The sequence below is a fragment of the Helcobacillus massiliensis genome, assembly GCF_033106145.1.
GTDB classification, from domain to species: domain Bacteria; phylum Actinomycetota; class Actinomycetes; order Actinomycetales; family Dermabacteraceae; genus Helcobacillus; species Helcobacillus massiliensis.
Genome location: NZ_CP136959.1, coordinates 649,116 through 661,455, shown reverse-complemented (window position 1 = coordinate 661,455; position 12,340 = coordinate 649,116). Strand labels below are relative to the sequence as shown.

The following is a 12,340-nucleotide window of genomic DNA, read 5'->3' as shown; positions in this document are numbered from 1 at the left end:
TGAATCCCCTGGTCATGGGGCCTGTTGCGAGGACCTTCCTCCCCAGGCGCCGCCGCTAGGATGGCAGTGTCCGTTGACCTGCCCGGCCGCCTGATCGCGGCGGCTGTTTCCGGGCACCCATGGAAAGGGAAGATATGACCGTCAAACGCGTTGCACTTCTGACTGCGGGCGGCTACGCGCCGTGCCTCTCGTCTGCTGTGGGAGGCCTCATCGAGCGCTACACCGAGCTCGACCCGAGCATTGAGATCATTGCCTACCGCCACGGCTATTGGGGTCTGCTGTCCGGCGAGAAGATCATCGTGGACCAGACGGTGCGCCGGAACGCAGGTCTGCTGCACCAGTTCGGCGGCTCCCCCATCGGCAACTCCCGCGTGAAGCTCACCAACACCGACGACCTCGTCAAGCGCGGCCTCATCAGGGAGGGCGAGAACGCCCTGCAGGTGGCGGCGGAGAAGCTGAAGGCCGACGGGGTCGATGTCCTTCACACCATCGGCGGCGACGACACGAACACCACCGCCGCTGACCTTGCGGCGTACCTCCACGAGCACGACGCTGAACTGCGCGTGGTGGGTCTGCCGAAGACGATCGACAACGACATCGTGCCGGTGCGCCAGTCCCTGGGCGCCCTGACTGCCGCTGAGCAGACCAGCCAGTTCGCGCAGAACATCATCGCTGAGCACGGCTCGAACCCCCGCATGCTCATCATCCACGAGATCATGGGCCGCGCCTGCGGCTATCTCACTGCTGAAGCCGCCCGCTTCTACCAGCAGTGGCACGCTCAGCAGCAGTGGCTCCCGGAGATCGGCCTCGATGCCGAGAAGTGGGATGTGCACGCCGTCTTCCTGCCGGAGCTGAAGATCGACATCGACCGTGAGGCGAAGCGCCTGAAGGCTGTGATGGACGAGGTCGGCAACGTCAACATCTTCCTGTCCGAGGGTGCCGGCATCCCGGAGATCGTTGCGGAGATGGAGGCGAACGGCGAGGAGGTGCCGCGCGACCCGTTCGGCCACGTCAAGCTCGATACCATCAACCCGGGCAACTGGTTCGCGAAGCAGTTCGCGGACAAGCTCGGCGCCGAAAAGGTGATGGTTCAGAAGTCCGGGTACTTCGCGCGGTCCGCGAAGGCGAATGCAGAGGACCTGCGCCTCATCAAGTCGATGACGGATCTGGCCGTGCAGGTGTCCCTCGAAGGCGGCAGTGGCGTGATCGGCCATGACGAGGGCAACGACAACCGCCTGCGCGCCATCGAGTTCGATCGGATCGCCGGCCACAAGTCGTTCAACGTGGAGCAGGACTGGTTCCAGGACGTCCTGGTGCGTGCGGGCCAGCCGTTCGCGAAGGCGGAGCCCAGCGACGACTGATTCTGGCTCTTGTCTCGCCTGGCTCGGCCAGTTGGGCTCCCTCGGTCCAGTTGGCCTGATGTTCGTGGCGACCTGATATGCGCGGCGACCCGATGGACGGGCCGACATGATGAACAGCGCCCCGGTGGTGAATCCGCCGGGGCGCTTCTCTGCCCGTTACCTTGTGAGCACCCCGATGGACGGGGTCTGGTCGCTCGGCCGGGTATGGCTTTGTTGCCCTGCCATTGATGGTCCGGGGGGTGTTGCCGCCCGGTCGAGAGACACGCGTTGACCGCTGATAGGGACACGGCCCAGCTCTGTCTGAGGTCTCTTCGTAACGTGGGTGCCGGCATCGGGTGTCGAGACTGCGGCCAGCAGTGATGAGGAGGACAGCGTCATGAACACAGGGTTCGCGGTCGTGATCGGCCTGGACGTCGGGAAGACAGCTCACCACGCGTGCGCACTCGACCCGGAGGGGAACAAGCTGTTCGACAAGCCCCTCCCGCAGGACGAGACCAAACTTCGCGAGCTGTTCACCCAGCTGCAGAACCACGGCGAAGTGCTGATGGTGGTCGATCAGCCGAACACCATCGGAGCGTTGCCGATCGCGGTGGCCCGGGATACCGGCTGCACAGTCGCCTACCTTCCCGGATTGGCGATGCGGAAGGCCGCGGATCTGTATCCGGGCAGGTCAAAGACTGATGCGCGGGATGCTTTCATCATCGCCGACACGGCCCGCACCATGCCTCACACCCTCCGGCAGGTCGATCGTGACAGCGAGGTCCTCTCCGCGCTGAAGGTTCTGGCCGGGTTCGATGAGGACCTCGCTCACGAGACCACAAGGGCGCTGAACCGGATCCGGTCCCTGCTCACCCAGATCCACCCCGCGCTCGAGCGCGTCTTCGCCGGCGGGAAGCTTTCCACTGGGCTCGTGCTGGACCTGCTGGAGAAGTTTGGCGGCCCCACCGGCCTCCGAAGTGCCGGCCGAGGGAAGGTGCTGCGGTTCGCCCGCGCGCATTCACGCCGCGACCCCGAGACGCTGGTCGAGCAGATCTTCACAGCCCTTAGCGAGCAGACCGTCATCGTGCCCGCCACCGCAGCGGTTGAGCTGGTGATCCCCCGAGTCGCTGGCCAGGTTAAAGAGCTGAAAGAACAGCGCGCGACCGTGGCCCACGAAGTGGAGGGCATGCTGGAGGACTTCCCTCTCGCCTCGGTCTTGATGAGCATGCCGGGGATCGGCATCAAGACCGCCGCCCAGATCCTCCTCGCGATCGGTGATGGCTCCGCGTTTGAGTCCGCCAGCCACCTCGCGGCCTATGCCGGGATCGCGCCGGTCACCCGCAGATCAGGCACCTCGATCCGCGGAGAGTTCCCCGCCCGGTCAGGGAACAAACGCCTGAAGAACGCCCTGTTCTACTCCGCCTGGGTCGCCTCCAACCACGACCCCATCTCCAAGGCCTACTACGATCGCAAACGCGCCGAAGGCAAACGGCACAACGCCGCCGTGATCTGCCTAGCCCGCCGCCGCTGCAACGTCATCTACGCCATGCTCCGCGACGGCACCTACTACCAGCCACCGACAACCGCCCCTACCCCCGAGCCGACCGCTCTCGCGGCTTGACTCGAAACATAGGGACACCCCCCGATGCGCGCACTGCGCAGCCTGCGACCGCCGCACTCCTCCTCCGCACGCTGCGGCCACGCCGAACGATCCGTCTGCACTTTCGGGGAAGTCAGCGCGTACAGCCCCGAATACGTCGACGAATCGACCGACACAGGCGCGACGGCACCGCGACCAGCCGCTCCCGGGTAAGGGAAAGGCCCTGACCAGATTTCTCTGGTCAGGGCCTTCATCTCGTAGCGGGAGCAGGATTTGAACCTACGACCTCCGGGTTATGAGCCCGGCGAGCTACCGAACTGCTCCATCCCGCGTCGACATGTTCTAATCTACGCGGGCACCCCTCCGATGTCCAACGCGGAGGCGTCAAACGTGAGACAGGAAACTTTCACCTCCGGTTTGCCCGGTTGACGCCCGTCCCCGTCAGCCTACTGCTTCCCGTTGGCCTCGCGGGCGCGCTTGATGGCGTCGTCCATCTTCTTCTGCGCCTCACCGTAAGCGGCCCAGTCACCGTCCTTCAGAGCCTTGTCGGCCTCCTTCTGGGCGGCATCCAAGTCGTCGAGCGCCTTCGTGAGGGCATCGGCATCGGCAGGCGCCGGCGCCGCCGGGGACGATGGATCGGCCGACGGGGTCGGCGATGGCGAAGGCTGCGGCGTCGCGCCGTCCTTCGGCTGCTGGCCGTCGGTGCCCGGTGCCGGGTTGGCGCCCTCGACGGCACCGGCTTCGCCCTTGGTGGGCACTTCCGCATCACCGGCGTTCGCACCGGAGTCGCCGCCGAAGACGGCATCCAGTGCCTCATCCAGCGTATCTGCGTACCCGACCTTGTCGCCGAAGGAGACGAGGACCTTGCGCAGCAGCGGATACGAGGTGCCGCCGCCGGAACTGGAGCTCATCACGTACACGGGCTGCACGTACAGCAGTCCGCCGCCCATCGGCAGGGTCAGCAGGTTGCCGTTGATGACCTCGGAGTTGCCGGTGCGCAGAAGGTTCAGCTCCCGCGACACCTCCGGGTTGGTGTTGAACGTGTTCTGCACCTGGCGGGGTGCGCTCACCGGGTTCGCGGTCGGCAGCACCAGCAGATTCATGTCGCCGTAGCTGTCGGCCGGATTGCCGGCGGTGCTGCCGGTCTCCGAGTCAACGGCGAGGAAGCCCATGAGGACGTCCTGGCCCGCCACCGGGATGTAGCTGGTGGAGACGGAGAAGCGCGGGCCGTCCTGGTTGGGCATCTTCATCGACAGGTACAGCGGCGGCTGAACGACCATGCTCTGGCCGTCCTTGCTGTTCTGCCCCGCAGCTGCGCGGTTCGGGTCCGGCGTGACCTGCCAGAAGTCCTGCCCGCCGAAGAACTCGTCAGCATCAGTCACATGGTACTGGCCGAGCATGTGACGCTGCGACTTGAACAGGTCCGAGGGGTACCGCAGGTGGCTCATGAGATCCGAGGAGATCTTCGTGGCCGCGCGGTGCGAGGTCGGGAAGACATCGTTCCACGCCCGCAGGATCGGGTCCTCGGTGTCCCAGGTGTAGATCTCCACCGAGCCGTCGAATGCATCCACCGTCACCTTCGCGGAGTTGCGGATGTAGTTGACGTCCGCCTGCCGCTGATCCGCAGTGGCCTGTCCGTTGGTCTTCGCGTCCGTCACCACGGTGTTGAAGTCCATCGACTGCGCGTACGGGTACCGGTCGGTGGTGGTGTAGGCGTCGATCACCCACTTGAGCTTGCCGTCCACCACAGCCGGGTACATCTCGGAGTCCAGCGACAGGTAGGGCGCGACCTTCTTCACGCGGTCGCGCGGATTGCGGTCGTAGAGGATCTGCGACTCGGAGTTCACGTAGCTGGAGATGAAGATGTTGGGTTCGCGGAACTTCACCGCGTACAGCAGCCGCACGAAGCGGTTGCCGATCTTCGGTCCGCCGTCGCCGGTGTAGGTGTTGGAGACCTGGGAGCCGTCGCCCTTGCCGTCGGTACCGCCGGACTGGTAGTCGAACTCCTGCGGGTCGGAGCCCTTCGGGGCGCCCACCACGGAGTAGTCCGGTGAGTGGCGGCCGAAGTAGACGCGCTCCTGGTAGTCGCCGAACGGGCCGCTGCCGGGCACGCCCGACTGGAAGAAGGACGGTTCGCCGTTGGGCTGACGCCGGTTGCCGTACGCGGCGGCGACACCGTACCCATGGGTGTAGACCACGTGCTGCGTCACCCAGTCGCGGTTGGCGAGGTTGAGCTTGTCGGGGCGCAGTTCGCGCACGCCGATCACGGTGTCCTGCTGCTTCCCGTCGATGTCGTAGCGGTCAACGGAGAGCTGGTCCTCGAAGCCCCAGTAGGGTCGGTTCGCTTCGCGCTGCTCGAAGGTCGGGGACACGACCCCCGGGTCCATGAGGCGGATCTGGGCGGTGGTGGAGGCGTCGGAGCGCAGCGCACCGGCGTCGGCGTCGGTCTTCGCCTGGTAGCGGGTCTCCTTCACCTTGTCGATCTTGTACGCGGCGCGCGTCGCGTCGATGTTGTGCTGGATGTACGGCTGTTCGAGGGCGCGCTCGTTCGGATCGACCTTGAAGTTCTGGATCAGCGTGGGGTAGGCCATGCCGACGGCGAGCGTGGACAGCACGATGAGACCGGCACCGATTGCGGGGATCTTCCAGTTGCCCTTGATGATCCACAGCAGCATCAGCGCCGCCACGATCAGGGCGGCGACCGCCAGGATCGTCTTGGAGGGGATGAGGGCATTGACATCCGTGAAGGACGCGCCCTCGAACTTCGTGTGGCCGGAGTTCAGCAGATGGTAGCGCTCCACCCAGTGCTGGGCGGCGAGGATCAGCAGGTAGCCGAAGGCGATGATGCCGAGGTGCCGGCGTGCCGCCTTGGTGATGGAGATACCGGAATCCTGGCCCCAGGCGATGCCGCCGTACACGAAGTGCCCGGCGATGGCGGCGACGGCGGTGGCGACCACGATGAAGTTCAGAAAGGTGAGCGCCATGTCGATGACCGGCAGATGGAACACGTAGAACCCGATGTCGTTGTGGAAGATCGGGTCCGTGGTGCCGAAGTTCTTCGCGTGCATCGCCAGCTGCACCGGCTCCCACGCCCTCGCGGCGGCGAGACCGCCGAAGATGCCGAGAGCGCCGGGGACGGCGAAGGTGATGAGGCGGCGCAGCGGCTCCACAGCCTGACGGAACTGCTCCACCGCCTGTTCTTCGCGGGTGATCGGCGGATGCACCGGCCGATGCCTGTAGGCGAAGCGGAGGGTGAAGAACAGCGGCAGGGCGATGAGGGCGGCGCCCAGGAGGAAGAGGACCACCTGGGTGATCCAGCGGGTGCGGACCACGTCGACGTAGCCGAGCTGGCTGTACCAGAGGTAGGCGGTGACGACTTCCGCAGCGATCACCAGCGCGACCAGGAGCGCACCGATGATGAGAAGCGTGATGGTGAGGGGTGTGAACCGGCTCTTGCCGTCCTCCTGCGTTCCCGACGGTTTCGGCCGCGGACGTGATCCGGGTGCGGGGACGGAGAAACTCACTGGCTACCTCATAACTCGCAGGGCGATCTCACAGCTGTCCACGCGCGTCGCCGATCGAAGCGCAGCGGTCAGTAGTCTGGACGGAGAAGTCCCCGTCCATTCTGTCAGGTTAAACTTTGCACGTGAATTCCGACTCCCCTGCTGATCTCACTGAACGCGAAGCCGGCCTCGCCGCTTCGATCCTCGAAGTTTTCCGCTTCGCCTTCTCCGGACCGCAGGCTCCCCCCGCTGGTGCGACCGCGTCCCGCTGGATGCTGCTGAGGACCGGCATGATCGCCGAGGATCATCCCCAGCTGGCCGAGCTGATGGACCCCGAGGACCTCGCCGCCGGTGATGACGACCCGGAGCACCTCACACCGATCGAAATGGGCGCCGACCAGCTGGACCCGGTCGCTGAACTGCAGGAGGCCACCTGGCCGGAGGACCTCGCCGGCGGAGCCGTCCACGCGGTGATCGATGCCGCGCCGCGGACCCACGGGGACCGGCGAGATGACAGCGCGCCCGCGCAGACAGCTGTCGTTGTGGGCGCGCTGCTCAACGGTGAGACCTGGTGTGTGGTGCGGGCTGTGGAGAACGGCCGGGTCATCGCGGACTCCCCCACGCGGATGGGGCGCCGCCTCATCCCGGCGCTCGTGGACGCCCTGCAGGCGAGCCTCGGCCTCGCCCCGGCCCAGGACTGACGCCCAGCAGCATCACGCCACCACTCGGCGGCGTCCACCGCTGCTCAAGCGGAGGCGGTGGGATCAGAACGGCGGCTCCTTGTCGCCTTCTGCCCCGTCGGCCTCCTCTCCGCCACCGACGCCGACGGCGACCAGCTCCGACGGGTCCCGCCGTACCGGCGCTTCCCGATCCTCGGCGGTGTCGTCGGGAACAGTGCGGCCTTCGAGCTCAGCAGAGGTGTCCTCACCGCCGGTGAGCTGCTCGCCGTCGTCCCCGACCGGCTTCTGGTTGTTGTTCTTGAAGTAGCGGGTGGTGCCGAACTGCAGGCTCGGCCCGAGGGCCTCAGCATGCAGCAGCAGCGCGAAGAAGTCGCGGTTGTCGGGGCCCTTCCACGAATGTGTGGTGAGGCGCCCCGTCACGATCACCGGATCGCCGACGCTGAGGGAAGCATCAGCGTTGAGACAGAGGTCACGGCGGCGGGTCTGCACGCGCACGAACTCGGTGCCGCGGTCGGCGAACTCCCCGGTCTTCTTGTCAAGGTACTGGTCGTTGACGGCGACGGTGAACGTGACGACGAGATTGCCGTCCGGGAACTTCTGCAGGCGGATCGGTTGGGCGATGTTGCCCACGATGGTGGTGCGGATAGCGGACATGGGTCCCCCTTCTTTGGCGGCGCTGCGGCCGCGTCGGTCCGGCGCTTGCCGCCGGCGGTCCGTCCAGCATTCCCAGTGAGCGTCCGCACCACACTCCGCGGAGGCGAACTGTGCACAAGTGGCGGTGGGCACGGGCCACTCGGATTCGGGGCGGCGGGCCCTGCTCGCCTACACTTGAGCCGCACACCCCGCGGCGTCACCGCCGCGCCGTCGACCCCGGGACGGGGCGACGGGTGCCCCGCCTCCGTAGCTCAATGGATAGAGCACCGGCCTTCTAATCCGTAGGTTGCAGGTTCGAATCCTGCCGGGGGCGCCCACAGCACACGAGAAGGGGCGGGCCAGATTTCTCTGGTCCGCCCCTTCTGTCATCACTGCACGCGACTGGGTCAGGAGTTCGGCATCGTGCCCTCGTTGATCGGCGGGTACGGTGCGCGGATCTGCAGGTCGCGCATCGATGCCGGCGCCGGATACTGGGCGCCCGGGAAGCGGCCGAACTGCTCCTCGTCCAGAACGAGTCCCTCCGCGCGCGCACGGTTGATCAGTTCGATCGCCTGCTCCGGCGTGGGGTGCTTCTTGGAGAAGGTGGAGCCCGCCGGCAGCATCTGGTGGAACAGCGGCGCCTTGGGCCGCAGCCACATCTTGCCGGCGCGGGTGCGGTCGCGCAGGGCGTTCGCGCGCCAGGTGGTGATGGGGTGGGTGGAGGTCCACTGCACGAGGTGCACCCACAGTCCCTTCTCAGTGGCGGCACGGTCGGCGAGCTCGTTCACGTTGACGTGGGCGTTGAGGTACTTGCCGCCGGCCAGCAGCGCCATGGTTCCGGGCGCACCGTTGGGGACGTGCGAGTAGCCGTAGTTGTCCGCCGTGTACTCCTGGGCGCGGGAGAGGGCCCTGCCGAGGATCGGCACCTGGTAGAAGAGGTTCTGGAACAGGATGCGGAAGTAGCCGGTGTGGCCCGCAGCGTGATGCCCCACCTCGTGGGCGATGACGAAGCGCAGTGCTTCGGGGTCGCGGACACGCCCGCCCACCTCGAACAGGTCGGAGTGGACCACCACGTAGCGGCGGAATCCGTGACCGGCGGCGAACGCGTTGATCACGCCGTTGCCCATCGTCACGTAGGCGTCGGGAACGCGGCGCATGCCGAACTGCTGCGCTGCCTCGCACACCATCCGGTAGCCCTCCGGGAACTGGGTGGGGCTCATACGGACCGCGAGCGCGCGCTGCTGCGCGTACATGAGGGCGCGCAGGATCCACAGGATCCACGGCAGGGCGCCGATGATGACGAACAGCTGGATGAGGTTCGGGTCGAGGCTGTCGACGACGGAGGCGTCATTGCCGGTTGCGACGAGGATGATGAACACGACGATGCTCGCCAGCCAGGCCAGGTTGAACCCGACAGTGAACAGTACGGCGACGGCGAAGAGCGGCAGCTCCCAGGGGTGCCGCATGGCGAGGTCGCCGGTCAGGCCGAGACGGGTGGAGCCGTTGAAGAGTCGGGGGCGGCCGACGGGTTCGCGACCGTCCAGGGGGCCGTGAGGACCGAATGCGGCCGGTGACGATGAGGGCTGCTGCGGTGAAGTCATGGAACAACTGTAGGGAAGAACCCGTCGGCTCGCCGTTAGACCTGGCGGTGCTTCCGGCCGGAGCGCCTCCGACCAACGTATGACCCCGCCGGCCCGCAGACAGTGAACAGCGGCGGCGCCTACGAGGAGGCACCGCCGCTGGTTCGCTCAGGTGAGCGCGGGACTGCTGGCGATCAGGCCGTCGGCGTGATCAGGCCGACGGTCTGCTTACGGGCACGCTCGAAGCGGTCCGCAACATCGGCCCAGTTGACGATGTTCCAGAACGCCTTGACGTAGTCCGCCTTCACGTTCTGGTAGTCGAGGTAGAAGGCGTGCTCCCACATGTCGAGCATGAGCAGCGGGACGGAGCCGGCTGCGAGGTTGCCCTGGTGGTCGTACAGCTGCTCGATGATGAGCTTGCCGCCGAGGGAGTCCCAGGCGAGGATCGCCCAGCCGGAGCCCTGGATGCCGAGGGCTGCAGCGGTGAACTGGCCGCGCAGGCCGTCGAAGGAGCCGAAGAACTCGTCCACTGCGGAGGCGAGCTCACCGGTCGGCTTGTCGCCGCCCTCCGAGGAGAGGTTGTTCCAGAACACGGTGTGGTTGACGTGGCCGGCGAGGTTGAACGCGAGGTTCTTCTCCAGCTGGTTGATGGTGCCGAAGTCGTCCTTCTCGCGTGCCTCAGCAAGCTTCTCCAGAGCGGTGTTCGCACCGTCCACGTAGGTCTTGTGGTGCTTGGAGTGGTGCAGCTCCATGATCCGGCCGGAGATGTTCGGCTCGAGAGCGCCGTAGTCGTAGGAGAGATCCGGAAGAGTGTAGTCAGCCATGGAAGGCCCCTTTCTTCGTCGAAGTGACGCCGGGCTGCCCGATTCAGATGTGCCGCCTGGCGCGGTTCGTGTCCAACCCTAGTGGCCGGAGTTGAGCACTCGGTGACAAAGCCCTGATCAGGCGCCGGGAGCGCGCGGGCATGGGGGCAGTGGATAGGCTGGACGGGTGAAGAGCACGAAGAACACTGTCAGCAACCGAATCGTCTGGGTGGACTGCGAGATGACCGGCCTGGACAAGGCCGAGGACGCCCTCATCGAAGTCGCGGTCCTCGTCACCGACGCCGACCTCACCGTCCTCGGCGACGGTGTGGACATCGTGATCCGCCCGCCGGAGGGCGCAATCGAGTCCATGAACGACTTCGTCCGCCAGATGCACACCGACTCCGGTCTGCTGGAGGAGCTGGCCGACGGGGTCACTCTGGAAGAGGCCCAGCAGCAGTGTCTGGAGTACGTCCGCCAGTACGTGCCGGAGCCCGGCAAGGCGCCGCTCGCCGGCAACAGCGTGGGCACCGACCGAGCGTTCCTGGAGCGCGACCTGCCCCTGTTCGAGAGCTACCTCTCCTACCGCACAATCGACGTGTCCTCGCTGAAGGAGCTGGCGAAGCGGTGGCTGCCGCGGGTCTTCTTCAACACGCCGCAGAAGCACGGCGGGCACCGCGCCCTCGCCGATATCCGCGAATCCATCCAGGAGCTGAAGTACTACCGGGAGGCGATGTTCGTCTCCGCGCCCGGTCCCACCACCGACTATCTGAAGGTGCAGGCGAAGCGCTTCGAGCTCCCGGCCGACGGCTCCGCCGATTCCTCCGGTGCCGCGGACGCGGCCGATGCGGAGGGTGACCACCCCGCGAGCGTCACCTGGCTGGACTCCCCCACTCACGCCCGCTGGCTCGCCAGCGAGGGCGATGCCCTGCTCGAGTTCGCTGCCGGCTCCGCGCTCGATGAGGGCGGTTTCGGTTGGCTCGATGAGACCGGCGAGATCGACGAGTCGAAGAATCGGGAACTGTGGATCAACTGCCGCATGACCCACGTGTTCTCCCTGGCCTCCATGCTCGGCAACCCGGAAGCCGGGCAGTTCGCCGATCACGGTGTGCGCGCCCTCCGCGATGTCTTCTCCGATGCCGAGCACGGCGGCTGGTTCGATGAGGTCGCCCTCGACGGCTCGGTCGCGGGGGATTCGAAGAGCGCGTATGCGCACGCGTTCGTGGTCCTCGCCGCCGCGTCCGCTACGGCCGCTGGCCGCCCCGGTGCCCGCGCGCTCCTCGATGACGCGCTCGAGGTTCTGCTCGAACGGTTCTATGACCGCACCGAGGGCATGGTCCGTGAGAGCTTCACCAGGGACTTCTCCTCTACGGAGGAGTACCGCGGCATCAACGCGAACATGCACACGGTGGAGGCGCTGCTCGCCGCTGCTGATGTGCTCGACCGCCTGGACCTGCTGCAGATCGCGGTGGGGATCATCAAGCGCGCTGTCAACGAGTTCGCCCGCGACAACGACTGGCTGCTGCCCGAGCACTACTCCTCCGAATGGGAGATGCTGCCGGAGTTCAACACGGACAACCGCGCGGATCCGTTCCGCCCCTACGGCGCGACGATCGGCCACTGGTTCGAGTGGGCGCGCCTGACGCTGACGGCCCGCGCCGGTCTCGCCCAGCAGGGTCAGGATCAGCCGCAGTGGATGCTGGAGTGCGCGCTCGCTCTGATGAACCGCGCCGCTGAGTTCGACGGCATCGACGGCACGGGCGGGTTCCCGTACACGGTGGACTGGCAGGGCGAGCCGGTGGCGCGCGAGCGGATGCACTGGGTGGCGGCTGAAGCCGTCGGCGCCGCCGCGGTCGTCTACCGCACCACCCGTGACCGCCGGTGGGCGGACCTCTACCAGCAGTGGTGGGAGCACATCGCTGAGGACTTCATCGACCCCGCGGGCGGGTCCTGGCACCACGAGCTGGACATTGACCTGGAGCCGTCCACGACCGTGTGGCGGGGGAAGCCGGATGCGTACCACGCCGTGCAGGCCACGCTGATTCCGCGACTGCCGGTGTGGCCGTCGCTCGCAGAAGGGGTCCGACGGGGGCTGCTCGACAACCCGCAGTGAGAGGCAGCAGCGGCGCGGTGGCGGAGCTGCCGGGGCAGCCGCAGGCGTCGTGGCGGAACAGCCAGGGCGGCTGCGGGCGCAGCGGGGC

Annotated in this window: 8 protein-coding genes and 2 tRNA genes; 5 read left to right on the top strand and 5 right to left on the bottom strand. The window is 66.8% G+C overall.

Features of this window, described 5'->3' with window-relative positions:
* Nucleotides 1-134 precede the first annotated feature (134 nt).
* Together R3I40_RS03105 and R3I40_RS03100 are read left to right on the top strand one after the other, a co-directional pair.
* Entirely contained in the window at nucleotides 135-1,361 is a 1,227-nt protein-coding gene (locus R3I40_RS03105) for a pyrophosphate--fructose-6-phosphate 1-phosphotransferase (protein WP_239376656.1), read from the top strand.
* Nucleotides 1,362-1,737: 376 nt separating this feature from the next.
* Entirely contained in the window at nucleotides 1,738-2,961 is a 1,224-nt protein-coding gene (locus R3I40_RS03100; RefSeq protein ID WP_317700042.1) for an IS110 family RNA-guided transposase, read from the top strand.
* Between the two features lie 237 nt (nucleotides 2,962-3,198).
* Here the strand turns inward: R3I40_RS03100 and R3I40_RS03095 are convergent.
* Nucleotides 3,199-3,272: transfer RNA gene (locus tag R3I40_RS03095), tRNA-Met, on the bottom strand.
* Between the two features lie 114 nt (nucleotides 3,273-3,386).
* Nucleotides 3,387-6,464, bottom strand: a complete 3,078-nt coding sequence (locus tag R3I40_RS03090) for a UPF0182 family membrane protein (protein ID WP_239376658.1) — start codon at nucleotides 6,462-6,464, stop codon at nucleotides 3,387-3,389.
* Nucleotides 6,465-6,586: 122 nt separating this feature from the next.
* Here R3I40_RS03090 and R3I40_RS03085 point away from each other — a divergent pair, with 122 nt between their 5' ends.
* Nucleotides 6,587-7,144 carry a hypothetical protein gene (locus tag R3I40_RS03085; protein ID WP_239376659.1) on the top strand — a complete coding sequence of 186 codons (558 nt, stop codon included), beginning with the start codon at nucleotides 6,587-6,589 and terminating at the stop codon, nucleotides 7,142-7,144.
* Nucleotides 7,145-7,207: 63 nt separating this feature from the next.
* On the opposite strand, the gene R3I40_RS03080 is transcribed toward R3I40_RS03085, so the two are convergent.
* Nucleotides 7,208-7,777: a single-stranded DNA-binding protein gene (locus R3I40_RS03080; protein ID WP_239376660.1), complete on the bottom strand. Its 570-nt coding sequence runs from the start codon at nucleotides 7,775-7,777 to the stop codon at nucleotides 7,208-7,210.
* Nucleotides 7,778-8,017: 240 nt separating this feature from the next.
* On the opposite strand from R3I40_RS03080, the gene R3I40_RS03075 reads away from it, so the two are divergent.
* Nucleotides 8,018-8,090, top strand: a tRNA-Arg gene (locus R3I40_RS03075).
* Between the two features lie 73 nt (nucleotides 8,091-8,163).
* Here the strand turns inward: R3I40_RS03075 and R3I40_RS03070 are convergent.
* Together R3I40_RS03070 and R3I40_RS03065 are read right to left on the bottom strand one after the other, a co-directional pair.
* Complete coding sequence (locus R3I40_RS03070) at nucleotides 8,164-9,357, bottom strand: M48 family metallopeptidase (protein ID WP_239376661.1); 1,194 nt, start codon at nucleotides 9,355-9,357, stop codon at nucleotides 8,164-8,166.
* A 173-nt stretch (nucleotides 9,358-9,530) separates the two neighbouring features.
* Nucleotides 9,531-10,160 (bottom strand): superoxide dismutase, encoded by a 630-nt coding sequence (locus tag R3I40_RS03065; protein ID WP_183373840.1) that lies wholly within the window; start codon nucleotides 10,158-10,160, stop codon nucleotides 9,531-9,533.
* A 166-nt stretch (nucleotides 10,161-10,326) separates the two neighbouring features.
* Between R3I40_RS03065 and orn the strand changes: the two genes are divergently transcribed.
* The gene (gene orn / locus R3I40_RS03060) at nucleotides 10,327-12,252 is read left to right on the top strand and encodes an oligoribonuclease (protein ID WP_317700093.1); all 1,926 of its coding nucleotides are present in this window, start codon (nucleotides 10,327-10,329) and stop codon (nucleotides 12,250-12,252) included.
* Nucleotides 12,253-12,340 lie beyond the last annotated feature (88 nt).

Excerpts from the sequence above, each read along its gene's own strand:
- R3I40_RS03065 (WP_183373840.1), bottom strand. The coding sequence starts at position 10,160 with ATGGCTGACTACACTCTTCCGGATCTCTCCTACGACTACGGCGCTCTC.
- R3I40_RS03070 (WP_239376661.1), bottom strand. The coding sequence starts at position 9,357 with ATGACTTCACCGCAGCAGCCCTCATCGTCACCGGCCGCATTCGGTCCT.
- R3I40_RS03100 (WP_317700042.1), top strand. The coding sequence starts at position 1,738 with ATGAACACAGGGTTCGCGGTCGTGATCGGCCTGGACGTCGGGAAGACA.
- R3I40_RS03080 (WP_239376660.1), bottom strand. The coding sequence starts at position 7,777 with ATGTCCGCTATCCGCACCACCATCGTGGGCAACATCGCCCAACCGATC.
- R3I40_RS03105 (WP_239376656.1), top strand. The coding sequence starts at position 135 with ATGACCGTCAAACGCGTTGCACTTCTGACTGCGGGCGGCTACGCGCCG.